Below are 24,399 nucleotides of genomic sequence, written 5' to 3'. Positions count from 1 at the left end.
CAAAGCCCCAATCCGAAAAGCCAAACCGCGCAACCGGGCCAAAATCCATGGCCCTGCGCCGCGTTCGGCTGATCGCAGCGCATCACCGCGCCGCCGCCTCTGACCGCGCTTTGGCGCTGATCCTCGCGGGCATCGCAGGCGCTGCCAATGCCGGGGGCTTTATCCTGCTCGGCAGCTATACCTCACACATGACCGGCTATCTCTCGGCCCTCGCCGATAATCTCGTGCTGCAAAACCTCGCACTTGTCGGTCAAAGCCTGTTCGCGATCAGCCTGTTTGTTTGCGGTGCCGCCACCAGCGCCATCGTGATCAACTGGGGCCGCGCCCATAAACCCACCCGGCAATACTCCCTGCCCATTGGCCTGCAAGGCGCGCTGCTTGCAGCCCTCGCGGCGTTGGGCGCAAGCCCACTGCCCGATAGCCTCGCCCATCCGATTGGCCTTGGCCTGTTGTGCTTCATCATGGGCCTGCAAAACGCCACCATCACCAAAATCTCCTACGCCCGCATCCGCACCACCCATGCCACCGGTATGATCACCGATGTCGGGATTGAGCTGGGCCGCGCCGTCTACGGCCGCGCCTTCCATAGCCCGATCTCAGCCGACCGCGCCAAACTCAGCATCCTGCTACAGCTGCTCGGCACCTTCCTGCTTGGCGGTATTGTCGGCGCCTTGGGCTACGGCTTGATCGGTTTTGCCTTCTCGCTCCCCCTCGCCGCCATCCTGCTGACCTTGGCGCTGCTGTGAAATACGCCAATCTTGTCCTGCTGATCCTATTCCCGATCGCATGGTTCGCCCCCCTGTTGCGCGCCGCCCTACTGCCGATCTTCGGCATGGATGAAATATCCGTCATAACCGGCCTGCAATCTTTGTGGGGCACCGACCCCGCACTTGCCCTGCTGGTCACGGCGCTTGCAATCTTCGCCCCCTTCGCCAAAACCCTCGGCCTCGCGCTGATCCATTTCGGCCTGCTCTCGCCCCAAACCCTCCCCGCCCTGCACGCCTTGGGCAAACTCGCCATGGCCGAGGTGTTCCTGATCGCGCTTTACATCGTCATCGCCAAGGGTGCGGGCTATGTCACGATTGAGACCGCTTGGGGCCTCTATCTGTTCACCGCCTGCATCCTCGCCTCGCTGTTCATCTCGCACAAAACGGAAACATCTTGAGGCATCCCGCATTTCCGGGCATTGAAACCCAATGAGCAAAAACTCCCCCACCTTCACCTGCACCACCTGTGGCGCCGCGCATCGCAAATGGATCGGAAAATGCGAAGGCTGCGGCGGCTGGAACACTTTGGTCGAGGAAGCCCCCCTCTCGGCAGGCCCAAAAGCCTTGGGCGGCAAAGGCCGCGCCATCCACCTGACCGACCTTGCCACTGTCGGCGAAGCCTCGCCGCGCGCCTCGTCGGGCATAGATGAGCTAGACCGCGTGCTGGGTGGCGGCCTCGTGCCCGCCTCGGCGATCCTCGTCGGCGGCGACCCCGGCATCGGCAAATCCACCCTGCTGCTGCAAGCCGCCGCGTCCTTCTCGCGCCACGGCGTCAAATGCCTGTATATCTCGGGCGAGGAAGCCACCGCCCAAGTGCAAATGCGCGCGCAACGCTTAGGCCTCACCGAATCCCCCGTCGCCCTCGGTGCAGAAACCAACCTGCGCGATATTCTGACAACGTTGGACACCGAGCGCCCCGGCCTCGCCATCATCGACTCGATCCAAACCATGTGGCTCGATACCGTCGACTCAGCCCCCGGTTCGGTCAGCCAAGTCCGCGCTGCGTGCCACGAACTCGTCACCTTCGCCAAACGTCGCGGTGTCGCCGTCATCCTCGTCGGCCATGTCACCAAAGACGGCCAGATCGCAGGCCCGCGCGTGGTTGAACACATGGTCGATACCGTGCTCTACTTCGAAGGCGAGCGCGGCCACCAATTCCGCATCCTGCGCGCCGTGAAAAACCGCTTCGGCCCGGCCGATGAAATCGGCGTGTTTGAGATGACGGGCAACGGCTTGCAACAGGTGCTGAACCCCTCCGCCCTGTTCCTGTCCGAGCGCGGTCAGCCTTCTCCGGGATCCGCCGTTTTCGCAGGCATCGAAGGCACAAGGCCCGTCCTCACAGAAATCCAAGCCCTCGTCGCTCCCTCTCCCCTCGGCACCCCCCGCCGCACCGTGGTTGGCCTCGACTCAGGCCGCCTCTCCACCATCCTCGCCGTGTTAGAAGCCCGCTGTGGCATCCCGTTTGCGGGCCTTGATGTCTTCCTCAACGTCGCGGGCGGCATGCGCGTGACCGAGCCTGCCGCCGATCTCGCCGTCGCCGCGGCGCTGATTTCGGCCCGCGAAGATGTCAGCATCCCCCCCGAAACTGTATTATTCGGAGAAATCAGCCTCTCCGGGGCCCTGCGCCCGGTCAGTCAGACCGAAAACAGGTTGAAAGAAGCCGCAAAACTTGGTTTCTCACAGGCAATCGCGCCCAAGGGTTCTAAACTCGGGCAAGTCGAGGGCATGAACGTGCGGCAGATGCCGGATCTCACCGCTTTCGTCGGAGAAATGTTCGGGGCCGGCTAACGCCTCGGAGAAATGTTTGGGGCGGGCTAAGCCTTAAGGAGCGGAAGATGGAAGGTTTTACCCTTGTTGATGCGGGCGTTGCTGGCATCATCGTGCTGTCGGCGGTGCTCGCCTATTCGCGCGGTTTTGTGCGCGAGGCGATGGCGATTGTTGGCTGGGTGGGTGCTGCGGTGCTCGCCTATATGTTCGCCGCCCAAGCGCAGCCTTTGGTCAAGGAAATCCCTGCCGTCGGCTCCTTCCTTGAAAACTGCGAACTCTCGCTGATCGCAGGCTTCGCCGCCGTGTTTGCCGTTGGCCTGATCGTCGCGGCTTTGTTCACCCCGCTGTTCTCCTCGGTAGTGCAACGCTCGGTCCTCGGTGGACTGGATCAAGGCGTAGGCTTCCTGTTCGGCGTCGTGCGCGGCGTGCTGCTGGTTGGCATCGCCTTTCTGGTCTACGACCGCGCCGTTGCCGCCAACACCGTGCCGATGGTAGACAATTCACGCTCGGCCAAGATTTTCGCCTCGTTCCAAGGCGATATTAACGCAGCCGTCCCCACCGATGCGCCAAACTGGGTGGTCGCGCGCTATAACGAGCTGACCGCCACCTGCGCAAAAGAAACCAGCACGCTGCCGCAGATTGCCCCAGCCGCCGAAACTGCGCCCTCCAACTGACGCACAGCGGCTATGCCGCATTGCAGCAACTGACCGGGTTTTCAGGGGGTGACACCGCCCCCGGTTGGGCCTAAAGGGAAGGCGCAGAACGAACCCGGATTCGGAGGCTCCATGCAACCCTTCTATGCCCATCCTTTCGACGATGACAAGCTGAAGGAGGAATGCGGCATTTTTGGCGTGATCGGCGTGTCCGATGCGTCAAACTTTGTGGCACTTGGCCTCCATGCCCTGCAACACCGCGGCCAAGAAGCCGGCGGCATCGTATCCTACGATCCGCAAACCGGCTTCAACTCAGCCCGCCGCTTTGGCTATGTCCGAGACAACTTCACCAAGCCCGACGTGATGGAAACCCTGCCGGGGTCGCTGGCCATCGGCCATGTCCGCTATTCCACCGCTGGATCAAAAGGTGCGACCGCGATCCGCGACGTGCAGCCGTTCTTCGGTGAGTTCTCCATGGGCGGTGCCGCCATTGCCCACAACGGCAACCTGACCAACGCCGCCGCCCTGCGCCGCGAGTTGATCGAGCGTGGCAGCATCTTCCAATCCTCGTCGGATTCCGAGTGCATCATCCACCTGATGGCCCGCTCGATCCAAAAGAACATCTCCGAACGCATCAAAGACGCCCTGCGCCGCGTCGAAGGCGCATTCTCCGTGGTCGCGATGACCCGCACCAAACTGATCGGCGTCCGCGACCCCTTGGGCGTCCGCCCCTTGGTCTTGGGCCGCATCGGCGATTCCGCTTGGGCACTTTCCTCCGAAACCTGCGGCCTCGACATCATCGGTGCCGATTTCGTGCGCGAGATCGAACCCGGCGAAATGGTGGTGATCGAAGATGGCAAGGTGAACTCCACCCGCCCCTTCGCCCCCTCGAAATCCCGCTTCTGCATCTTCGAGCACGTCTATTTCTCCCGACCAGACTCCATCCTCGGCGGCCGCTCGGTCTATGAGACCCGCCACGCCATCGGCGTAGAGCTCGCCAAAGAAGCCCCCGTTGATGCCGATCTGGTCTGCCCCGTTCCCGACAGTGGCACCCCCGCCGCCATCGGATATTCCCAACAATCCGGCATCCCCTATGCGATGGGCATCATCCGCAACCAATACATGGGCCGCACCTTCATCGAGCCGTCGGAATCCATCCGCAACATGGGCGTCCGCCTGAAACTCAACGTCAACCGCGCCCTGATCAAAGGCAAACGCGTGATTCTCGTCGACGATAGCGTCGTGCGCGGCACCACATCCCGCAAAATCAAAGACATGATCCTGGAGGCCGGTGCCGCCGAAGTCCACTTCCGCATCGCCTCCCCCCCCACCGCTTGGCCGTGCTTCTACGGCGTCGACACCCCCGAACGCAGCAAACTCCTCGCCGCCACCATGACCGAGGATGAAATGCGCGACTGGATCGGCGTGAACAGCCTCAAGTTCATCACCCTCGACGGCCTCTACCGTGCCGCAGGCGAAGCCAAAGGCCGCGATGCCAAATCCCCGCAATACTGCGACGCCTGCTTTTCCGGCCAATACCCCATCGCCCCGTCGGACAAAATCGAAGAAGGCTTCCAGATGAAAGCGGCGGAATAAGCCGCAATGGCCTATTCCGACTTGCCGCAACTTGTGTAAAGCGTGCCAAATGAACCAAGTTTTCGTGCTCGGTACCGACCGCTGCGGCTCCAAAACCTTCACCGTCGCCTCAGAGCACATGACCAATTTCACCGCCGAACACCACTCGCGCACCCATATCTTGAGCCCTAACCGCTTCGCTTACCCCGACAACCACCTTGCCTGGTGGACGGGCAAGCTCGTAGCCGCTTTCGGTGACACCCCGCTTTACGTCCACCTCAGCCGCGACCGCGATGCGTGGTGAAATCCTCCATGGCGCGCAAAAACTACGGCCTTGTCAAAGCCTGCCGCTAGACCCTGCTGTGCAACCTCGTGCTGCGCAAACCCAAGACCGAGATTGCCGAGGATCTCGGTCGACAGCATCACCAGCTATTTCCGGCGCAACAAAACCCGCGTCATGCAGATGGGTATCGAGACGATAGAGCGCGATTTCCCCAAATTCTGGGATTGGATCGGCGCAAAAGGCTATCGAATGCCGCGATACATGAAGGGGCCGTGCGCCACAACGCCACCGAATAGCCGCAGCCTCTTGCCCTTTCACATTGGCTCAAATATCCCCGCCGGAGGCTCCCCGAGGGCTGCATAAACCCGCCGTCAAAGGACAAAACCATGACCGAACGCCTCGCCCTGATCACCGGAGCCTCGCGCGGACTTGGCGCGGCCCTCGCCGAGCAACTGACGGCGCGCGGCTGGCATGTTGTCGCCGTCGCCCGCACCGTCGGCGGTTTGGAAGAACTCGATGATCGCGTCAAAACTCTGAAATTGCCCGGCGCGGGCGGGCTGACCCTCGCCCCGATGGATGTGACCAATGATGATGCGATGCGGCATCTCTGCCTGTCCATCCATCAACGCTGGGGCCAGCTCAATCTCTGGGTCCACACGGCGATCCACGCAGCCCCCCTTGCCCCCGCAGGCTCGCTGGATGTGAAAGACTGGGACAAAAGCATCGCCACCAATGTCCGCGCCACCGGAACCTTGATCCCGATGATCGAGCCTTTGCTCCGTGCCGGAGACGGAACCGCGATGTTTTTCGACGATCCCCGCGCGGGCGAGAAATTCTTCGGCGCTTACGGCGCCACCAAAGCCGCGCAAATCGCCCTTGCCCGCAGTTGGGCCGCCGAAAATGTCAAGATCGGCCCGCAAGTGCGCATTGAAACACCCGCCCCGATGCCCACCGCCACCCGCGCGCGCTTCTTCCCCGGCGAAGACCGCAGCCCGCTGATCCACCCGAGGGATGAGGCCGCACGGTTGATCAATCTGCTGTAACATCGCCACGCATCCACCGGAATTTTAAGAAAAATTCCGTTCACGATTTCCGCTTCGGAAATCGCCTTGGCTCAACTGTTCAGTGCGACTTCCATCGCCGCCCACAACGGCTCCAAGGGCTCAATCCCCACCGACAACCGGATAAACCCCGGCGCTACCTTGTCGCCCCAGCGTGCCCGCCGCTCGCCCGATGTATGGGTGCCGCCAAAGCTGGTCGATTGCACGATATACGGACACTCGCTCAAAAACCGCTCCGCCCGCGCCTCATCCAACAATTCAAAGCCGATCAGAAAGCCAAACCCCGCCATCTGGGCTTTGGAAATTGCGTAAGAAGCGTCACTCGCAAGCCCCGGATAGCGCAAATTTGCCACCGCCCGATGCGCCGCCAACCGGGTCGCTATCACTCCAGCACTGGCGCACATCCGCTCCAACCGCACTTCCAGCGTCTCGATGCCGCGATGCACCTGCCAAGCCTCAAATGGCCCCGGCACCGCTCCCGACAGCCTGCGCCAATCCCGCACCCGCGCCATCAGGCCGGCGTCTCGCCCCGCGACATGGCCAAACAACACATCGGAATGCCCCGCAGGCGCTTTGGTATCCGCCGCCACTACCAGATCAGCGCCCAAATCCAAGGGTCGCTGCAACAGCGGAGTCATCGTGGTGTTATCGACAATCACCAGGGCCCCGGCAGCATGGGCCCGAGTCGATACCGCAGCAATATTAACTACATCGAGGCCGGGGTTAGAAGGCGTCTCAAGATAGACCACCGCAGCACCACTGAAATCGTAAGCGGCATACTCCGCCGTGCCAATCTGCACCACCTCAACACCGAATGGGGCCAAAAAACCCTCCGACAGCACCCGCGTCACATAATAGCCATCAGCTGGGATGATCAGCTTGGCACCCACTTTCAACGTCGCCATCAAAGCCGCCGAAATCGCCGCCATCCCCGATGGAAAACTGACGCAAGGCGCATTTTCCAGCAGCGCAAGTTGCTCCTCAACCGCCTCCCAAGTCGTTATGCCGTTGCGGCCATAAATATGGCTCGCCCCGGCCACCTCTGGCAGGTGAAACGTCGCCGCAGGCACGATGGGCAGGCTGATCGGATCGCCCTTTTTCAGCCCCGCAGAACGGTGATGCAACAGATCAGCCGCTCGAATTTTCATACTATCCGTCATCGCAGCACCCTATGATTTCGGTGCATCCTGCCTGCGTGCGGGCAAAATGGCAACGGCACGCAAACCTTAACAAAGCCTTAACTCGACTCTGTAACCCTTTGATTTCTTATAAATGCACTCCCTGTCCACGCGTGGACAAGGCTATTCCAACCGAGCCGGAAACCCTGCGGCGCGCAGATCGGTGCCCAGCAGATCTTCGAGGAGCTTGGCGATCATCGGCGATTGTGCCTCACCGCCATAGGCCGCTTTGGCGGCGATATAGGTCTGGTTGGTCATCGAAGCCAGATCAAGCGGCACGCCGAATTCCTTGCCAAAGCCCAAGGCAAAGCCAAGGTCTTTCAGCGCCAGATCAATGTTGAAGGCAATATCATACGATCCGTTCAGGATCAAAGCACCTTCGGTTTCATGCACAAAGCTGTTGCCGGACGAGGCCGCAATCGCGTGCCAAGACTGCGCCAGATCAAGCCCGCCGCGTTTGGCCAACATCAGCGCCTCAGAAGTGGCCTTCAGGTGAATGAAGGCCAACATATTGGTGATCACCTTGATGATGCAGGATGATCCCAGCGGCCCCATGTGGAAAATCTTGTCGCCCATCGCCTGCATCGCGCGATGGTGCAGATCGAACAGGTCTTTATCGCCGCCCGCCAGCATGGTGATCTTACCCTGATAGGCCAGATGGACGCCACCCGTCACCGGCAACTCCATCATGCGCACGCCAGACTCGGCAGCGACAGCGGCGAGTTTCAGCACCTCGTCGCGGCCCAAGGTTGACATCTCTAGCCAAGACGCGCCTTGCTTCATATGCGGCAGGATGTTGCGCAGCACCCGCTCCGATACGGCGGGCGACGGCAGGCAGGTGATCACATGATCGACCGATGCAGCCAGTGTCTCGGCACTGGGGGCCAGAACTGCGCCTTGAGCGATCAACGGTGCCGCCAAGGCTGGGTTCAGATCGTAAACGGTGACCTGAAAGCCCGCCTTCAGCAAACAGCCCGCACATGCGGCCCCGAGGTTTCCAAGGCCGATATATCCGTAATGCATGATAAATCCTATGGGATGAGGGGGCGGCGGCACCCGCCCCCAGTATAAGCCAGTCAGTCGCCGTAGCCGACGATGCCCTTGATTTCGCAGAAGTCGTGGATACCCCAATCGGCATATTCACGCCCATTGCCTGATTGTTTGTAGCCGCCGAACGGCGCGGAGGTATCCCAATCGGGGTAGTTCAGATTGACCGTGCCTGCGCGCAGACGACGTGCAACGGGTTTGGCATCCTCCACCGGGCCCGCGATATAGGCGGCGAGGCCATAAACCGTATCATTGGCCATGCGCACGGCATCGTCCACCGTGTCATAGGGCAGGATCGCCAGCACGGGACCAAAGATTTCTTCCTTTGAGATCGTCATCTCATTCCGCACATCGCCAAAGATGGTCGGCTTGGCGAACCAACCCCGGTTCAGTCCAGCCGGACGGCCCAACCCCCCGGTCACCAAGGTCGCGCCCTCGTCGATCCCGGCTTGGATCAGGCGCTGGACCTTCTCATACTGGGTTTTTGAGATCAGCGGCCCCATCGTCGTCGTCTCAAGCGTCGGGTCGCCGGGGATCAAAGCCTCAGCGGTTTCTTTCGCGACCGCCAAAGCCGCAGCCTGTTGGTCGCGCTGCACGAACATCCGGGTCGGGGCGTCGCAAGATTGGCCGGTGTTCGACATAATCGCATTGACGCCAGCCGCCACAGCCGCCGCCAGATCAGCGTTCGGCAGGATGATGTTGGGAGACTTGCCGCCCAATTCCTGCGCCACGCGTTTCACCGTCGGGGCCGCCGCAGCCGCCACCGCCGTGCCCGCGCGGGTCGAGCCGGTGAAAGAGACCATATCCACCTCAGGATGCGACGACATCCGCGCGCCGACTTCCGGGCCGGTGCCGTTCACCAAGTTGAACACGCCCGGCGGAACGCCCGCCTCATGGCAGACCTCGGCGAACAAAACACCCGAAAGCGGGGCAATTTCCGAAGGCTTCAGCACCATCGTGCAGCCCGCGATCAGCGCAGGTGCCACTTTGCAGGCGATCTGATTCATCGGCCAGTTCCATGGCGTGATCAACCCACAGACCCCGATGCCTTCATGCACGATCCGGGTGGTGCCGCGCGAATATTCCCACGCCATTTCTTCGGCAGCCTTGATGGTGGCCTCGATATGCACCTGCCCCGCCCAAGCCTGTGCGCCGCGCGCCCATTCAATCGGCGCACCCATCTCGGTGCTTATCGCCTGCGCGAAATCTTCGTAGCGGGAATTGTAAACCTCAAGAATCCGCTTCACGAGGTCGATGCGTTTTTGCACGGGCCAGATGGTATAGGAGTCAAAGGCCGCCCGCGCCGCTGCAATCGCCGCATCAATATCGGCTTGGTTGCCCAAGGCGACCTCGGCCACGATTTCCTCGGTTGCCGGGTTCTCAACGCCCATCCGGACCGCCGAGTTCGGCTGAACCCAAGCGCCGTTGATGTAGAATTTGGTCATGTTGACAGAAATCATGGCGTCCTCACTGGAAGTAGATTTTATATTTGGCGCGGATGATCGCGTCGATCTCGGGATCAATCACGTTTCCGGCCTTTGCGAGGATACTATTCTTGCGCGCGATGGCGGCGTCAAGCAGCAGCGGCTTGCCCGCCTCATTCCACTCCTTCGGCGACATCCTATTCGCCGATGCGGGGTAGATATATTCGGTTTGCATCAGTTTCAGGGTCTGATCCGAGCCGAGATAATGGCCGGGGCCACCAAGGCAGACCTGTTTCATTGCCTCAATCGAGGTGGTGTCCGGCGTCACATCAATACCGCGCACAAGGCGCATGGCTTGTCCGAGAAGATCATCGCCCAAGACGAGAGATTCTAGGCAGAACCCCAACAGGCTGGCGTGCATGCCCACTGCCTCATAACACATGTTCAGGCCTGCGAGGCCCGCCAGAGAGTTGGTAATGCCCTGCTCCCATCCGGCCTGCATATCGGGCAGTTTGCTGTCGGAAATCCCCGAAGCAGCCCCGCCCGGCAGATCGTAGAAATGGTGCATCTGCGCACAACCCGCCGTCAGCAAAGCCTGCTCCGCTGAGCCGCCCGACATCGCCCCGGTGCGCAGATCGGACACAAACGGCCAAGTGCCAAAGATACAGGGCGCGCCTTTTTTAATCGCATTGGCATAGACCACACCCGCAAGGCATTCCGCCATCGCCTGCACAATGGTCAGCGCAATCGGTGCCGGAGCCGTTGCCCCGGCCTGCCCCGCCGACAGCAGCAGCATCGGCATGCCACGCCGGATGCAATCCTCCATGGTGATGCAGGATTCTTCGGCGAATTTCATCGGCGGGACGACGAAGCAGTTAGAATTGCTGACAAAGGGCCGCTCCAGCCATTTCTCCTCGCCACCTGCCACAGTGTAGATCATATCGAAACAGGCGGCGACATGCGACGGGTCAGAAAAGCTGGTGCCAACATGCTTCGTGGTGCCAGCAAGGCAGCCATAGAGCGTATTGAGGTCCATATCCTGATTGTCGATGACATCGCGGCAGACCATCGTGCGTTGGTAAAAGTGGATATTGTCGAGATTGTCGACCAGTCGCGCCGCATCATAAAGGTCTTGCGCGGTGCTTTCGCGATAGTTCAAGCTGATCGGATCCACGATATGCACTGCCGCCCCGGCTGTGCCAAAATGCACCTTGTTGCCTGACAAATGCAGATCATGTTTGGGGTCGCGCGCGTGCAAAGTGATATTGCGCGCGGCCACCGCCAGCATATCTTCGACCAAAGCGCGCGGGAAACGGATGCGGCCATCATCGCCTTGTATAGCCCCGGCCTCGGTCAGCAGTTTCACCCCCGAGGGCGGGGCTTGGCTAAGCCCAATCTGCTCCAACGCCTGCAAAGCGCTTTCGTGAATCTGCGCGATACCGGCATCGCTCAGCGGCTTATACTGCCCTCCCGACATGCCGGGCCGCACCGGGCGCACGTCGTCGGCCAAAGGCGCCGCGCGCAGCGCCACCCGTGCGGTGCGCCCACCAGACCGCCGCGCCCGTGAGGGTTCACACACTTCACCAATTTCGCTCAGATCGCTCATCTTCGTCATCCTCTGTGCTCACATATCCGTGGGAGGGTCCGGGAGGGCCGATGGCTCTCCCGGCGCTTATCAGGCGCGCACCCGTTCGGATTTTGGATCATACATTGCCACAAGGCTGGCCACGGCCTCATGCCGCACCCCCGCCACTTCGATTTCATAGTGCGAGCCCAGAATGGCCGCGTCGGACTGCCCTTTGCAGGGCACATAGCCCATACCAATCGCGCCACCGAGAAAATGCCCGTAGTTGCCAGAGGTCACTGGGCCGACAATCACGCCGTCGCGCACCACCGCCTCATTATGGAACAACAGCGGTTCGGGGTTGGTTAGGCGGAACTGTACCAGCTTGCGATCCAGCCCTGTCTCTTGTTTACGCAGGACCGCATCGCGACCAATGTAGTCAGGTTTTTTCTTCGACACCGCAAAGCCCAAACCCGCCTCAAGCACATGATCTTCATCGGTAATATCATGGCCGAAGTGACGATAGGCTTTCTCGATCCGGCAAGAATCCAGCGTGTGCAACCCGCAGAGCTTCAGGCCCAGACCAGCGCCAGCTTCCTCCAAAGCCTCAAACACATGCGCGGTTTGATCGGACGAGACGTACAATTCCCAGCCGAGTTCGCCCACATAGGTCACCCGATGCGCCCGCGCAACGCCCATGCCAACCTCGATCTGCCGCATGGTGCCGAACGGATGCGCCGCATTTGAGAAGTCATTCGGGCTCAGCTTTTGCATCAACTCCCGCGCCTTCGGACCCATCACGCAGAGCACCGATTCAGCCGCCGTCATATCGGTGATCACCGCAAACGCCTCGCCCAGGTGCCGCCGCAGCCAAGCCAAATCGCGCTGCAAGGTCGCCCCCGGCACCACGGCCAAATACGCCGTCTCGGACAGCCGCGTCACCGTCAGATCGCTTTCAATGCCCCCCTTCCGGTTCAGCATCTGCGTGTAGACGATCCGACCAACCGCCACATCCATCTCGGCGGCGCATACCTTGTTCAGGAAGGCGCAAGCATCGCGACCCTCGATGCGGATTTTGCCGAACGAGGTCATGTCGAAGAAACCGACGCCAGTCCGCACCGCCAGATGCTCGGCCTTTTGATTGTCAAACCAGTTCTGCCGCTTCCACGAATAGCGATATTCCCGCTCTTGCCCCTCATTGGCGAACCAGTTCGCGCGCTCCCAGCCCGCCACTTCGCCAAACACCGCACCACGGGCTTTGAGATGCTCGTGCAGCGGAGTCCGCCGCACCCCGCGCGCCGTTTCAACCTGACGGTAAGGGAAGTGATCGGCGTAAAGCAGACCCAGAGTCTCGGTCACCCGCTCTTTTAGATACTTACGGTTTTTCTGGAACGGTTGGGCGCGGCGAATATCAACCTCCCACAGATCGAATGGCGCCTCGCCCTCGACAATCCAATGCGCCAAAGCCATGCCCGCGCCACCCGATCCGGCGATGCCAACCGAGTTATAGCCCGCCGCCACCCAGTAGCCGCCGAGTTCCGGCGCTTCGCCCAAGTAATAGCGGTCATCGGGCGTAAACGATTCCGGCCCGTTGAAAAATGTATGAATCCCCGCCGTCTGAAACAGCGGCATCCGGTTCATCGCATCTTCAAGGATGGGTTGGAAATGGTCCCAATCCTCGGGCAAAGTGTCGAACATGAAATCTTCGCGGATGCCCCCCATGCCCCAAGGTTTGGCTTTCGGCTCAAATGCGCCAATCATCATCTTGCCCGCATCAGACTTATAGTAAGCACATTCATCCGGCACACGCAGCACGGGCAGATGTCCAAGCCCCTGAACCGGCTCGGTAATCAGATAGAAATGCTCGCAAGCGTGCAAAGGCAAGGTGACAGCCGAGGCTTCCGCCAAATCGCGCCCCCACATGCCGCCGCAGTTCACCACCACATCGGTTGCAATATGGCCGGGCTCGCCATCCGCGCCAATGTAATCGACGCCGGTGACTTTGCCCGACGCTTTAGTGACCCCGACAACCTTGGTATGCTCGAATATCTTCGCGCCCCGCATCCGTGCACCTTTGGCCAAAGCCATCGCAATGTTGGCGGGATCGCATTGACCATCCAGCGGCAGATGCACCGCCCCCACCACATCCGCGACGTTCAGATGCGGATACATCGCTTTCACCTCAGACGGCGAAATCTCCGACACGTCGACATCGAAAATCCGCGCCACGGTGGCTTGGCGCAGTAATTCCTCATGCCGCGCTTCGGTCAGCGCCACCGAGATGCTGCCCACCTGTCGCATCCCGGTCTCAACCCCGGTTTCCGCTGCGAGTTTCACATACAAATCCGCTGAATATTTGGCCAGCCGGGTCATGTTCGCCGAGCCCCGCAACTGCCCGATCAACCCCGCCGCATGCCAAGTCGTGCCAGAGGTCAGTTGTTTGCGCTCTAGCAGAACCACATCGGTCCAGCCCATTTTGGCCAGATGATAGGCGACAGAGCAGCCGGAAACCCCGCCGCCAATCACCACCGCCCGCGCTTTGTTTGGAATCTGAGCCATCGCTTTGCTTTCATACTGGTAGAAATACTTTGGGGTGCGAGGGCTTAGCCCCCGCTTCGCCCGATCTTACGCGCGGATACGTTCGTTTTTCGCATCCCACAGCGGCGCATCTGCCTGCACCATCGCCGGATAGCGCTGCCCGAAAATCTCCACCTCAACGGCCTGCCCCGGCTGGTTCAGATCAGCGCGCAACATGCCAAGCCCGATGCAAGCGCCGACGCGGTGGCCGTAATAGCCAGAGGTCACTTCGCCCACCACCGTATCGCCCGCCCAGATTGTGGACATATAGGGCGGATCCTGATCGCCTGCCTCGATCACTAAAGTGCAGAAGCGCTTGCCCACGCCGCGCTGTTTTTGCGCCAGAAGCGCCGCCTTGCCGGGGAAATCCTGTGGTTTGTCGAACTTGATGAAGCGGTCGAGGCCGCCTTCGAGCAGTGTGTAATCGGTGGAAAGATCGCCCTTCCACGCGCGATAGCCCTTTTCCACCCGCAAGGAGTTCAGCGCGAACATGCCAAAGGGTGTCGCGCCCGCCGCTAGGATCGCATCATAAATCGCCTGCATCCGGGCGGGGGTGGCATGAACCTCCCAGCCCAACTCACCCGCGAAGCTGACGCGGAACAGCGCGCAATCCTGCCCTGCCACCGCTGCGGGCTGCACAGACAGCCAAGGGGCGCTGAGGTCAGCCTCGGTCAACCCCGCCAGCAGATCGCGCGACTTTGGCCCGGTGACAATCAGGCAGGTGAAATCATTGGTGCGGTCGCGGAAAGTCAACCCCGCCGGCATATAGCGACGCAGCCAGTCGGCGTCATGGCTTTGCGCCACGGCGGCCGTGATCAGGGTGAAAGCCTCTTCCTCACGCCGCACCACCGACATTTCGGTCACGATCCGGCCCTGATCATCGGGGAAATACGCCAGCCCCATTCGCCCGATCTTCGGCAAAGCACCCGAAATACGCCCCGCCAGCCACTCCGCCGCCCCCGGCCCTTCAACCTCAAACCGAGAGAATCCGGGCAGGTCCAGCACGCCCACGCCATCGCGCACCGCCTCACATTCGGCCTTCACTGCACCGAACCACGGGCCTTCGCGGTTCCATGTGCGCTGTGCATCCTCGGACGTATCATCGCCCGGACGGGCATACCACAAAGGCCGTTCCCAGCCGTTGAACGGGCCAAACTGCGCGCCTAATGCTGCCGTGCGGTCGTGCAGCGGTGACAGTTTCTTGCCGCGCCCCTCGCCCCAGACGTGATGCGGGAAGTGGATGGCGTATTCGTGGCCGTAAACCTCCATGCCTTTCTTCACACAGTAATCCTGATCCTCGAACCCGGTGAAACGGCGTGGATCACACGACCACATGTCCCATTCGGTGGTGCCTTGGGTGATCCATTCGGCAAGCACCTTACCCGCGCCCCCGGCCTGGCAAATGCCGAAGGTGAACACGCAGGCCTCAAACGCGTTCGGCACGCCGGGCATCGGGCCGATCAGCGGGTTGCCATCGGGCGTATAGGGGATCGGGCCGTTGATCACTTTGGTCAGCGGAGCTGTTTCCAACAGCGGCACGCGGGCCATAGCGTCGGTGATATACCATTCCAACCGCTCCAAATCGTCGGGGAACAGTTGGAAGCTGAAATCTTCCGGGAACGGGTCATCCTTGGTCACCCAATGGGCTTTGCAATTCTTCTCATAGGGGCCAAGGTTGAAGCCGTTTTTCTCTTGCCGCAGGTAGTAGGAACTATCGACATCACGCAGCAAAGGCAGCTTATGCCCCACCGCTTTGGTGCGGGCCTCGACCTCGGGGATGGTGTCGAACAGCATATACTGATGGCTCATCACCATCATCGGCACCTCGCGGCCAAACCATTTGCCGACCTCGCGGGCGTAGTAGCCCGCAGCGTTGACGACGATTTCACAGCGAATCTCGCCCTTGTGGGTTTCCACAACCCATTCATCGCCCTCACGTCGCACACCCGTCGCGGGGCAGAACCGTTCAATCCGCGCGCCCATCTGCCGCGCGCCCTTCGCCAAGGCTTGCGTCAACTGCGCCGGATCAATGTCGCCATCGTAGGGGTCATAAAGCGCACCCACCAGATCATGCGTGGCGATAAACGGATAAACCTCGGCGATTTGATCGGGCGTCAGGATCTTCAGATCCATGCCCTGATAGCGGCCCATGCCGGCAACCCGTTGAAATTCCTGCAAGCGCTCAGCCGTATGGGCCAACCGGATCGAGCCTGTGACGTTGTAATTCATCGGGTAATCGACGGCCTCGCCCAAGCCACGATAAAGCTCCGCCGAATAACGCTGCATGTTCATGATCGACCATGACGACGAAAACGTCGGCACATTGCCCGCCGCGTGCCAGGTGGAACCGGCTGTCAGCTCATTCTTCTCCAGCAAAACGCAATCGGTCCAACCCGCCTTGCACAGATGATACAGGCTGGAGGCACCGACAGCACCGCCGCCAATGATGACAACGCGCGCGGTTTTGGGGAAATCAGACATGTCTTGCTCCGGGTCTTTACCCCCTCCTTATCAGGCGGCGGCTTTCGGCTTTCAATTCCCCCAAACCCGCGCTATTGATCGAGTGAACCGATCAGGCGTAAAATATCGGACGTATGCAGCGGAGCAGACCATGCAAATCGAACTTCTTGATACGTTCCTTGACCTTGTGGAAACCCGCAGCTTTCACCGGACTGCTGAGCGGTTGAGTGTCACCCAATCCACCGTCTCGACCCGCGTGCAGACGCTAGAGGCCGCCGTGGGTGCGCGGTTGTTCACCCGCTCGCGTGCAGGCACTGACCTTACCACCGAGGGCCTGCGGTTTGAGACCCATGCCCGGATGCTGCGCCGCGATTGGAATGAGGCCAAGCGCGCCGTCGCCCCCACAGGCGAGTCCGCTGTTATCATGCGTTTGGGCATCCAGAATGATCTGGCCGATGCGTTTATCGGCGATCTTCTCGCCGATTTCCGTCGGATGTTTCCGCAGATGGCGTTTTATATCGAGCCGGATTATTCCGCGCAGATGTGTGCCGATATCGTCGCCGGCGTGCATGATTTTGCGGTACTGTTCACGCCGAAGCCGCATCCAGATCTGCATTTCGTCACCCTCGCCGACCTACCCTATCGCCTGATCAGTTCGGATGCTGCGACGCGGGCCGAGATCAAGCTGGAGACCTATATTTCGGGGCATTTCTCTGCGGCTTTTGAGCAGGCCCACCGCACCGCCCTGCCCGAGCTGATTGGCGCGCCGTTGTCGGTTGGCCAAAGCTCGACCATCGCCTCACTGCTGCTGGCCACTGGCGGATCGGGGTTTGTGATGGCGGAAAAGGCGGCAGAAATGGTGGCAACTGGGCGGTTCAAATATGTGGCTGATGTCGAGGCCATCGACCAGCCGGTGTTTGCCGCGATGCATTTGCGCCAGCGGGTGTCAAAAGCCCATCGCAAGCTGACGCGGATGCTGGCCAAACGCTTCGTGCGCAGCAGCGATCCTGCACGCGGTTAAGGGTTTCATCGCATTTCACCTGAGCCACAAATCCCACGCCGCCCCGGATCAAGTCCGGGGCGGCGTGGTGTTAAATCCAGACCGACTGCATGTCTTATGGTGCAACGCGCGGGTTTTTCGCCAAAGCACCCTCCACCCAAATCGGGTTCGACCACGCCCGCTTGCCTGCGGCATCAATCACCGCCACACGCAGCCAAGGCGAGTTGTTCAGCCGCGCCAGTGGCACCTCGGCGCGAGTCAGCGAATGGCCATGCACGGCCTTTGCGCCAGTGCCATGCCCAATCGCCACCACCGAAACCGCAGCCGAACATTCGACCACAACGTGATCGCCCTCAATGCGCACATCGCGCAGTTCCGGGCCTTGGCTTGAATAGAAATGCCCCGCCTTCAACGCCGCCAGCAAAGCCTCGGGCGTGTTGGTTTCCGATTTCACCATCACCCAGCCGCCGAAATGATCCGGCTCCGAGAAATGCGCGTCATCGGTGGCGATCATGCTCAGACGACGCCCCTCGGTCAGCAAAAGATCAGCGATGGCAAAGCCGTCCGGGCGATCACAGCCCGTATCGCAACCGGTGTTGTAGACCTCGACCGCATGGGCGGCGGTGATGCTGCGGGCATCGGCCAAGGTCAGCCCGGACCATTGCGGATGCGCAATCGCCACGAATGCCCCGGCCGCTACAGCCCGTGCTGCAATCTCTGGCCCGGTTTCCTGGCCCTTGACCGGGATGAAGCTGGGGCTATTCGAGGGCGCGAAATCACTGGGCAGACCCACCGCCAGAATGTGCCACAACTCACCATTCGCCATAGCGCCAGAATGAAGTTCTGCGCCCAAAATCGTCGTAAAGCCCGCGTCGCGCATAGGCTTGGTGTCAACAATCGGATAGCCATAAACGCCTACGAAATGGTCGGTCAACGCAATGAAATCGTAGCCCTCGGCCTTATAGCGCCGACACACTTCCTCGGGGGCCAGCACACCATCCGAGCGCGTAGAATGGGTGTGCAGGTTGCCACGCCAAAAACGGCCGTGGGCGGTGAAAGCGGGATCGCGTTGCATCATAGGCTCCTTACAGAATTTTGCCGCAGAGTAGCCAAGCGCGCGTGACAGTCCAGTGACGGCGCGCGTTGGGTGGACATATTCCTGTTAATCCATATGTTACCAACAGCAGCGGGGAGATCGGGAGTGAGTGTGAACAAGCGCATGGACATCGAGCCAGCCTTCGCGGCGGACGACATGGCCACGCGTGCCGCCGAGGCCGCAAACTTTCTGAAAGCGCTGTCGCACGAAGGCCGTCTGATGATCCTGTGCCATCTGTCAGCGGGCGAGAAATCGGTCACAGCGCTGGAAGATCTGCTGAGTGCCCGGCAAGCCGCTGTCAGCCAGCACCTTGCCCGCTTGCGCAACGAGGGGTTGGTGGCCGCGCGGCGCGATGGCAAGGTGATTTACTACTCGATCAAAGACCCCAAGGTGCGCGCCATGATCGCCTTGGTCTATGAGATGTTTTGCGGTGCAGAGGCGTAAGCGTGCGTCAGCCAAAACGGCTTTGGGTCAGACGTACAAAGTTCTGCACGCTTTGCATGCCCTTAGCTTCTTGCGCCTGTAACACCCCCAACGTCAGATGCCGGGTGGCGCGCGCATGGGCCAAATCATCAAGACCATAAGCAACGCCATAACGCGCCAATTCATGCGACTGCACCCAATCTTCGCGTGAAGGATAGAAGCCCGGCACCACCACGCTGTCGCAGCCACAAATGGCTGCGAATTGCGAGTAAAGCGTGGCCTCGTCGTAAGAATAGAATGTCTCGCAGCGGTTGAAGACTTCGGCAATCTCGGCGTGCGACATCCCATCAATCTGGATAGCGTTGGCGGTCTCAGCGATGCGAGGCTTTGCCTCACCTTTGCGCACAATGAAGCAGATGCCTTTGCGATCACTGCGGTTTTCGTTGCGATAAATCGGATTGATCCGCCAGACAAACAACTCTGGTGCGCCGCCCGTCACTTCGGGGAGATCAGACATTTCGCCCACACGAAAGAACATCTCATCAGGACCAAAGTCGTAAGGATTGCGGATGCCGGGTCTGTAAAGCAGCCAGCGGGCGACATTCTTGGCGCGCAGCGGATTACCCAAAGTCACCTCGGGATATACTACGATACTGCGCTCTGTCAGATCTTGGGGCCGCGCAATCGGCGTATTCAGCATTGCATCGCGTTCGAACGGTTGCGGCTTCCACAACAGACTTGGTCGCTTCAATATAGTATATAGGCGCTGACGCTGTATTGTGAGTGGGGTTTGCCAGTGCCACAGGAACGCTTTCTCGCCGGACTGGTTCAAAGCATGGACCAACTGGTGCAGAAAGATCGACCCGCCACTGTCTGGATCGTATCCCGGCGCAAAGACGATGTAATTCAAGCGCTTGCTCATTTGGCGCCGCGCATGTCCGCCTTTGCATCGGCGACACAGCAAAGATAGTCCTGCTCTAGCGTCAACAGATCACGACTGCGGGCCTTCAGATTTCGCGCGGGGCTGCCGACCCAAATCGTCCACGGCTCCGTTGAGCGCAGCACTAAGGCCGCAGCCCCCACTGCGGTGCCTTCGGCCAAAACCACACCCGGCGCAATGATCGCCCCTGCCCCGACGATGCAATGTCGCCCGATCCGCACAGCCGCGTGTCGCTCGGCTTTGTAGCGCGCAGGCACGGTCGGGTTGGTCATTGTCGCCCCCGAATAATCATCCGACTGGGCAAACACACAGACACGGTAGGCCAAACCTGCAAAATCCGCCAACACGATGCCAGGGACACCCCCCGCCAGCAGACAAAACGGCGCGATATGCACATTGCGCCCGATTTCAACCCGACCGGAGACGACACAAAAATCGTCGATCCGGCTGTGATCACCGATGTGCATCTGCTCGGCACCATAGATCGCGGCCTTGTCGCTGATCAGCACGTTTTGTCCCAATGCGGCAAAGCCCATCGCCTGCAACTGTGCGTCGTTCAGATACGCCATGCGGGCTCCGTTACCTTGGCGGATGTCATTGTGGGTAGCAGATAATCCCGCGCCACGTCGATCACCCGTTCAATATCCCCCGCCAATCCGAAATACATCGGCAAGCGCACCAACCGCGCCGAAACCGCGTCAGTGATCGTTAAAGCGCCAGCGCTGCGCCCATATCGCAGGCCCGCCGGAGCAGAATGCAGCGGCACATAATGGAACGGCGTGACGATCTCGGCCTGCCGCATATGGGCGATGAAGCCATCGCGGTCGTCAACGTCGCGCATCATCAGATAAAACATATGGCCGTTTCCGGTCGTATCGGCGGGTGCATGGGGCAAGCCAACCCGCCCCGATTGCTCAAGATCCGCAAAAGCCTCGGCGTAGCGGTCAAACAGCGCCAAGCGGCGGCTTTGGATGATCTGCGCCTGATCCAACTGGCCATAAAGGAAAGCCGCGATCAACTCCCCCGGCAGGAAGGACGAGCCAATATCCACCCAAGTATATTTATCAACCTGTCCACGCAGGAAGCGCGAGCGGTTGGTGCCTTTCTCGCGGATGATTTCGGCCCGCTCGATCAGATCGGCGCGGTTCAAGGTCAGCGCACCGCCTTCACCGCTGATGATATTCTTGGTCTCATGAAAGCTGAACGCCGCCAGATCACCCAATGACCCGGCCAAGCGCCCCTTATAGGTAGAGCCCAAAGCCTGCGCCGCATCCTCGACCAACAGCAGATCATGCGCCCGCGCGATGTCAGCCAGCCGATCCATATCGGCGGGAAAACCCGCGTAATGCACGGCAAAAATTGCGCGTGTTTTGGCGGTGACAGCTTCGGCAGTCTTGTCAGGGTCCATATTCAGACTGACCGGATCAACATCGACAAACACCGGAACCGCCCCGCGCAGCGCCACCGCATTGGCGGTAGAGACGAAGGTGAACGACGGCATAATCACCTCGTCGCCCGGCCTGAGATTGGCAAGAATCGCAGCCATCTCAAGCGCTGCGGTGCATGAATGGGTCAAAAGTGCCGCGCGCGCGCCTGTCATTGCGACAATCCGCTCGGAACAACGCTGGGTGAACGCGCCGTCACCCGAAAGCTGCCCCCTATCGACGGCCTCTTGCAAGAAACTGAACTCTTGCCCGACGACCGCAGGTTTGTTGAACGGAATCATAACCTTCACCATATCCTCACTGCCACCCCGCCAAGCGGCTTGGCTCGAAAAACCACATCAAGCCCTAGCGGCTTTTGCCTTGTACGACAATGCAGCCTTAGGCAAAACCTATAGGTTGCTTACCCACGCCCGATATAGGGCATGTCGCGCGCCATGATCGTCATGAACGGCACATTTACCGCCAGGGGCAAGCTGGCCATATGCAGCACCGCACCCGCCACATGCGCCACATCCATCACCGGCTCGACTGCGACCTGACCATTGGCCTGCATCACGCCCTTGGTGAAGCCCGCCGCCATATCGGTCAGCGCGTTGCCGATGTCGATCTGCCCCGCCGAGATGTCAAATGCCCGCCCGTCCAGACCCAGCGTGCGGGTCAGTCCGGTCACCGCATGTTTCGACATGGTATATGGTACCGATCCGGGGCGCGGCACATGCGCCGAGATCGAGCCGTTGTTGATGATCCGCCCGCCACGCGGCGACTGGTGCCGCATCAACCGAAACGCCGCTCGGGCGCACAGGAACATGCCGGTAATGTTGGTATTTGACACTGCCAGCCATTGCTCGACCGAGATTTCGTCAATCGTCGCCGCAGGGGCAGAAATGCCCGCGTTGTTGAAGAGAACATCCAGCCGAGGCAGCTTGGCAAAGGCGGCATCGACCTCTGCCGGGTTACTCACGTCAGCGGCCAACAGCAATGCGGGCTGGCCATCTGCCGTTTCGGCCAAAGCCTCAGCGCGGCGTCCCATCAATGCGACGTTCCAGCCCGCCGACAGAAAGCTCCGCGCCGTCGCCCGGCCAATCCCCGAACCCGCCCCGGTGATCAGAATGGTTTTCGCATCGCTCATCTTGGTTCTCCCTTGGCGGTTCGGCTGAACACTAACCGGGCATCAGAAAAGGGCAAGCAAAGCAAACACCCAAGTCGCGATATAGCCCAGCCCCATCACCGCCACTGCCGCCGAACCGGTATCCTTAGCAGCCTTCGCAAGCGGGTGCTTTTCAGTTGAGATATAGTCAATCGCCACCTCAATCGCTGAATTCACCAGCTCCAGCGCCAACAACAGCAGTCCTTGTGCCACGATCAGCGCGCAGGCCCACAGCGGCGGGTGCAAGATCGCCAAAGCGACCCAAGCCGCCAGATTAACCCCCACCCATTGCCGCAGGCTTTTCTCCTCGCGCCAGCCATGCCGCCAGCCGTCCAAAGAATACCCCGCTGTGCGCAATATCCGTCGGATTTCCTCGGCAAGCTTCATCGCAAAGGCTCCGGTCTGGCAAAGGTAGAAATGGTGCCCCCATCAGGCATTGAAAGCACATATATCTAGGTATCAAGCGTTATCAAGCTAAATCTCACAGATCAGATCACCCTGTAAATTATGGGATTATTGCTATCACTTCTACATATTCGCTATCAATCTCAATCATCCCATACTAGATTTAGAGGGGGATACCGAGGGGGATTAAATGAGCCGCGTACTGAACAAGCTGAACGCCCCAAAGGTTCGCACCTGCGCCCCCGGCAAATATTCGGATGGTGGCGGGCTGTGGCTGGTGAAGCGAGAGGATGGCGGCGGGCAATGGGTGTTGCGCGTCACGATCCACGGGCGGCGGCGGGAAATGGGCTTGGGCTCAATCGCCGAGGTATCGCTAAAAGAGGCCCGCGAAGGTGCTGAAAAGTGGCGGGCCAAGGTGCGCGACAATCAAGACCCGATCAAAGAGCGGGAACGGGAACGCCGCGAAGCCGCCCGCAACCTGCATATATTGAACGATGTGGCAAATGATGCCTTCGAGTCCCGCAAGGCAGAATTGAAGGGTGACGGCATCGCGGGCCGCTGGTTTAGCCCCTTGCGGCTCTATGTGCTGCCCAAGCTGGGCAAGGTGCCTGTGGCCGATATTGACCAGAACGATATTCGCGATGTGCTGCAACCGATCTGGCACACGAAAGCTGATACCGCGCGAAAGGCTCTAAACCGTCTGGGCATTTGCCTTAAGCATGGCGCGGCGCTGGGCTTGGACGTGGATTTGCAAGCGACCGATAAGGCCGTGGCATTGCTGGGCAAGCAACGGCACAAAGTCCAGAACGTGCCTTCTGTGCCGTGGCGTGAGGTTCCGGCCTTCTATGCCAGCTTGTCCGATGGCACGGTAACGCACCTCGCGTTGCGCCTGCTCATTCTCACGGGCGTTCGCTCTGGGCCGCTGCGATTTCTGACCGAAGCGCAGATTGAAGGTGACGTGTGGACTACCCCCGGTGAAGCTATGAAGGGCCGCAGGGATGCGACCGCCGATTACCGTGTGCCGCTGTCTAGCGAAGCGCTTGCCGTTCTAGAGCAAGCCCGCCCCCTTTCGCGGGATGGCTTTATGTTCCCAAGCATCCGCAAGGGCGTCATAAGCGATGCGACTATGTCGCGACTGATGGAGCGACGGGGCATGGAAGCCCGCCCGCATGGCTTCCGCTCTAGCCTGCGAAATTGGATTGCAGAGACAACCGACACCCCACACGAAATCGCAGAAACCTGTCTGGGCCATACCGTTGGTGGATCGGTGGAGCGGGCCTATCGCCGCACGGATTACCTCGATCAACGCCGGGTGCTGATGGAGCGCTGGGCCAAGCATGTGACCGGCCAGGATGGGCAGGTTTTGCAGATGGTAAAGGGATAATGCTTTATATCTATAGCGGTTGACACCCCTTTAGGCACATGCCATTGTGTCCGAGATGCGCTGACTTGGCTTCCCTGATTTCCCTGTTTTCCCTGAAGCATCAACGGAAACGCCCCGATATTCGCGGGCAACAGTGGAGCAGAAAATTGCCAGCACTTTCCCATTCTGTTGATCGACAAGCCCAGGTTTCGTGGCGCCTGTCT

General features: G+C 60.3%; 22 protein-coding genes. 10 read left to right on the top strand and 12 right to left on the bottom strand.

Annotated features, from left to right (window positions below):
• Positions 1 to 47 precede the first annotated feature (47 nt).
• The 7 genes from ACS5RD_RS13850 (at position 48) to ACS5RD_RS13820 (ending at position 6,088) form a co-directional block, all read left to right on the top strand.
• Entirely contained in the window at positions 48 to 746 is a 699-nt protein-coding gene (locus ACS5RD_RS13850) for a YoaK family protein (protein WP_489927907.1), read from the top strand.
• Entirely contained in the window at positions 743 to 1,165 is a 423-nt protein-coding gene (locus ACS5RD_RS13845) for a paraquat-inducible protein A (RefSeq protein ID WP_489927906.1), read from the top strand. Before ACS5RD_RS13850 ends, ACS5RD_RS13845 begins: the two co-directional genes overlap by 4 nt.
• A gap of 31 nt (positions 1,166 to 1,196) precedes the next feature.
• Positions 1,197 to 2,555 carry a DNA repair protein RadA gene (gene radA / locus ACS5RD_RS13840; protein WP_489927905.1) on the top strand — a complete coding sequence of 453 codons (1,359 nt, stop codon included), beginning with the start codon at positions 1,197 to 1,199 and terminating at the stop codon, positions 2,553 to 2,555.
• A 47-nt stretch (positions 2,556 to 2,602) separates the two neighbouring features.
• Positions 2,603 to 3,208, top strand: a complete 606-nt coding sequence (locus tag ACS5RD_RS13835) for a CvpA family protein (RefSeq protein ID WP_489927904.1) — start codon at positions 2,603 to 2,605, stop codon at positions 3,206 to 3,208.
• Positions 3,209 to 3,319: 111 nt separating this feature from the next.
• Positions 3,320 to 4,783 carry an amidophosphoribosyltransferase gene (gene purF / locus ACS5RD_RS13830; RefSeq protein ID WP_489927903.1) on the top strand — a complete coding sequence of 488 codons (1,464 nt, stop codon included), beginning with the start codon at positions 3,320 to 3,322 and terminating at the stop codon, positions 4,781 to 4,783.
• 49 nt (positions 4,784 to 4,832) lie between these two features.
• On the top strand, positions 4,833 to 5,066 hold the full coding sequence (locus ACS5RD_RS13825; RefSeq protein ID WP_489927902.1) for a hypothetical protein: 234 nt from the start codon (positions 4,833 to 4,835) through the stop codon (positions 5,064 to 5,066).
• Between the two features lie 365 nt (positions 5,067 to 5,431).
• Positions 5,432 to 6,088 carry an SDR family NAD(P)-dependent oxidoreductase gene (locus ACS5RD_RS13820; RefSeq protein ID WP_489927901.1) on the top strand — a complete coding sequence of 219 codons (657 nt, stop codon included), beginning with the start codon at positions 5,432 to 5,434 and terminating at the stop codon, positions 6,086 to 6,088.
• Between the two features lie 71 nt (positions 6,089 to 6,159).
• On the opposite strand, the gene ACS5RD_RS13815 is transcribed toward ACS5RD_RS13820, so the two are convergent.
• The 6 genes from ACS5RD_RS13815 to ACS5RD_RS13790 form a co-directional block, all read right to left on the bottom strand.
• Positions 6,160 to 7,266 (bottom strand): cystathionine gamma-lyase, encoded by a 1,107-nt coding sequence (locus ACS5RD_RS13815; protein WP_489927900.1) that lies wholly within the window; start codon positions 7,264 to 7,266, stop codon positions 6,160 to 6,162.
• A gap of 141 nt (positions 7,267 to 7,407) precedes the next feature.
• The gene (locus ACS5RD_RS13810; protein ID WP_489927899.1) at positions 7,408 to 8,307 is read right to left on the bottom strand and encodes an NAD(P)-dependent oxidoreductase; all 900 of its coding nucleotides are present in this window, start codon (positions 8,305 to 8,307) and stop codon (positions 7,408 to 7,410) included.
• 53 nt (positions 8,308 to 8,360) lie between these two features.
• Entirely contained in the window at positions 8,361 to 9,791 is a 1,431-nt protein-coding gene (locus ACS5RD_RS13805; RefSeq protein ID WP_489927898.1) for an aldehyde dehydrogenase family protein, read from the bottom strand.
• A gap of 7 nt (positions 9,792 to 9,798) precedes the next feature.
• Entirely contained in the window at positions 9,799 to 11,361 is a 1,563-nt protein-coding gene (locus ACS5RD_RS13800) for a trimethylamine methyltransferase family protein (protein ID WP_156317307.1), read from the bottom strand.
• 69 nt (positions 11,362 to 11,430) lie between these two features.
• On the bottom strand, positions 11,431 to 13,878 hold the full coding sequence (locus ACS5RD_RS13795) for a GcvT family protein (protein ID WP_489927897.1): 2,448 nt from the start codon (positions 13,876 to 13,878) through the stop codon (positions 11,431 to 11,433).
• Positions 13,879 to 13,944: 66 nt separating this feature from the next.
• Entirely contained in the window at positions 13,945 to 16,377 is a 2,433-nt protein-coding gene (locus ACS5RD_RS13790) for a GcvT family protein (protein ID WP_489927896.1), read from the bottom strand.
• Between the two features lie 130 nt (positions 16,378 to 16,507).
• Between ACS5RD_RS13790 and ACS5RD_RS13785 the strand changes: the two genes are divergently transcribed.
• Entirely contained in the window at positions 16,508 to 17,377 is an 870-nt protein-coding gene (locus tag ACS5RD_RS13785) for a LysR family transcriptional regulator (RefSeq protein WP_489927895.1), read from the top strand.
• A gap of 94 nt (positions 17,378 to 17,471) precedes the next feature.
• Here the strand turns inward: ACS5RD_RS13785 and ACS5RD_RS13780 are convergent, their stop codons facing one another.
• Entirely contained in the window at positions 17,472 to 18,434 is a 963-nt protein-coding gene (locus ACS5RD_RS13780; RefSeq protein ID WP_489927894.1) for a CehA/McbA family metallohydrolase, read from the bottom strand.
• Between the two features lie 141 nt (positions 18,435 to 18,575).
• On the opposite strand from ACS5RD_RS13780, the gene ACS5RD_RS13775 reads away from it, so the two are divergent.
• Positions 18,576 to 18,896 (top strand): ArsR/SmtB family transcription factor, encoded by a 321-nt coding sequence (locus ACS5RD_RS13775; RefSeq protein ID WP_489931378.1) that lies wholly within the window; start codon positions 18,576 to 18,578, stop codon positions 18,894 to 18,896.
• A gap of 7 nt (positions 18,897 to 18,903) precedes the next feature.
• Here the strand turns inward: ACS5RD_RS13775 and ACS5RD_RS13770 are convergent, their stop codons facing one another.
• The 5 genes from ACS5RD_RS13770 to ACS5RD_RS13750 all read right to left on the bottom strand — a co-directional run bounded on the left by ACS5RD_RS13770 (position 18,904) and on the right by ACS5RD_RS13750 (position 22,794).
• The gene (locus ACS5RD_RS13770) at positions 18,904 to 19,797 is read right to left on the bottom strand and encodes a hypothetical protein (RefSeq protein WP_489927893.1); all 894 of its coding nucleotides are present in this window, start codon (positions 19,795 to 19,797) and stop codon (positions 18,904 to 18,906) included.
• Positions 19,794 to 20,384 (bottom strand): acyltransferase, encoded by a 591-nt coding sequence (locus tag ACS5RD_RS13765; RefSeq protein ID WP_489927892.1) that lies wholly within the window; start codon positions 20,382 to 20,384, stop codon positions 19,794 to 19,796. Before ACS5RD_RS13765 ends, ACS5RD_RS13770 begins: the two co-directional genes overlap by 4 nt.
• The gene (gene rffA / locus ACS5RD_RS13760; protein WP_489931377.1) at positions 20,372 to 21,541 is read right to left on the bottom strand and encodes a dTDP-4-amino-4,6-dideoxygalactose transaminase; all 1,170 of its coding nucleotides are present in this window, start codon (positions 21,539 to 21,541) and stop codon (positions 20,372 to 20,374) included. Before rffA ends, ACS5RD_RS13765 begins: the two co-directional genes overlap by 13 nt.
• Positions 21,542 to 21,660: 119 nt before the next feature.
• Positions 21,661 to 22,389, bottom strand: coding sequence for an SDR family oxidoreductase (locus tag ACS5RD_RS13755; protein ID WP_489927891.1), 729 nt, complete (start codon positions 22,387 to 22,389; stop codon positions 21,661 to 21,663).
• A gap of 42 nt (positions 22,390 to 22,431) precedes the next feature.
• Positions 22,432 to 22,794: a diacylglycerol kinase gene (locus ACS5RD_RS13750; RefSeq protein ID WP_489927890.1), complete on the bottom strand. Its 363-nt coding sequence runs from the start codon at positions 22,792 to 22,794 to the stop codon at positions 22,432 to 22,434.
• 208 nt (positions 22,795 to 23,002) lie between these two features.
• On the opposite strand from ACS5RD_RS13750, the gene ACS5RD_RS13745 reads away from it, so the two are divergent.
• Positions 23,003 to 24,196 (top strand): tyrosine-type recombinase/integrase, encoded by a 1,194-nt coding sequence (locus ACS5RD_RS13745; protein WP_489927889.1) that lies wholly within the window; start codon positions 23,003 to 23,005, stop codon positions 24,194 to 24,196.
• The last annotated feature ends 203 nt before the right edge of the window (positions 24,197 to 24,399 follow it).

Source organism: Cypionkella sp. PAMC25878 (assembly GCF_058135695.1).
The sequence above is the reverse complement of the archived record's forward strand: the minus strand, read 5'-3'. Positions and strand labels throughout refer to the sequence as shown.

Coding starts and splice junctions, on each gene's coding strand:
- ACS5RD_RS13850 (WP_489927907.1), top strand. CDS start 48: ATGGCCCTGCGCCGCGTTCGGCTGATCGCAGCGCATCACCGCGCCGCC.
- radA (WP_489927905.1), top strand. CDS start 1,197: ATGAGCAAAAACTCCCCCACCTTCACCTGCACCACCTGTGGCGCCGCG.
- ACS5RD_RS13835 (WP_489927904.1), top strand. CDS start 2,603: ATGGAAGGTTTTACCCTTGTTGATGCGGGCGTTGCTGGCATCATCGTG.
- purF (WP_489927903.1), top strand. CDS start 3,320: ATGCAACCCTTCTATGCCCATCCTTTCGACGATGACAAGCTGAAGGAG.
- ACS5RD_RS13825 (WP_489927902.1), top strand. CDS start 4,833: ATGAACCAAGTTTTCGTGCTCGGTACCGACCGCTGCGGCTCCAAAACC.
- ACS5RD_RS13820 (WP_489927901.1), top strand. CDS start 5,432: ATGACCGAACGCCTCGCCCTGATCACCGGAGCCTCGCGCGGACTTGGC.
- ACS5RD_RS13815 (WP_489927900.1), bottom strand. CDS start 7,266: ATGACGGATAGTATGAAAATTCGAGCGGCTGATCTGTTGCATCACCGT.
- ACS5RD_RS13810 (WP_489927899.1), bottom strand. CDS start 8,307: ATGCATTACGGATATATCGGCCTTGGAAACCTCGGGGCCGCATGTGCG.
- ACS5RD_RS13805 (WP_489927898.1), bottom strand. CDS start 9,791: ATGATTTCTGTCAACATGACCAAATTCTACATCAACGGCGCTTGGGTT.
- ACS5RD_RS13800 (WP_156317307.1), bottom strand. CDS start 11,361: ATGAGCGATCTGAGCGAAATTGGTGAAGTGTGTGAACCCTCACGGGCG.
- ACS5RD_RS13795 (WP_489927897.1), bottom strand. CDS start 13,878: ATGGCTCAGATTCCAAACAAAGCGCGGGCGGTGGTGATTGGCGGCGGG.
- ACS5RD_RS13790 (WP_489927896.1), bottom strand. CDS start 16,377: ATGTCTGATTTCCCCAAAACCGCGCGCGTTGTCATCATTGGCGGCGGT.
- ACS5RD_RS13785 (WP_489927895.1), top strand. CDS start 16,508: ATGCAAATCGAACTTCTTGATACGTTCCTTGACCTTGTGGAAACCCGC.
- ACS5RD_RS13780 (WP_489927894.1), bottom strand. CDS start 18,434: ATGATGCAACGCGATCCCGCTTTCACCGCCCACGGCCGTTTTTGGCGT.
- ACS5RD_RS13775 (WP_489931378.1), top strand. CDS start 18,576: ATGGACATCGAGCCAGCCTTCGCGGCGGACGACATGGCCACGCGTGCC.
- ACS5RD_RS13770 (WP_489927893.1), bottom strand. CDS start 19,797: ATGAGCAAGCGCTTGAATTACATCGTCTTTGCGCCGGGATACGATCCA.
- ACS5RD_RS13765 (WP_489927892.1), bottom strand. CDS start 20,384: ATGGCGTATCTGAACGACGCACAGTTGCAGGCGATGGGCTTTGCCGCA.
- rffA (WP_489931377.1), bottom strand. CDS start 21,541: ATGATTCCGTTCAACAAACCTGCGGTCGTCGGGCAAGAGTTCAGTTTC.
- ACS5RD_RS13755 (WP_489927891.1), bottom strand. CDS start 22,389: ATGAGCGATGCGAAAACCATTCTGATCACCGGGGCGGGTTCGGGGATT.
- ACS5RD_RS13750 (WP_489927890.1), bottom strand. CDS start 22,794: ATGAAGCTTGCCGAGGAAATCCGACGGATATTGCGCACAGCGGGGTAT.
- ACS5RD_RS13745 (WP_489927889.1), top strand. CDS start 23,003: ATGAGCCGCGTACTGAACAAGCTGAACGCCCCAAAGGTTCGCACCTGC.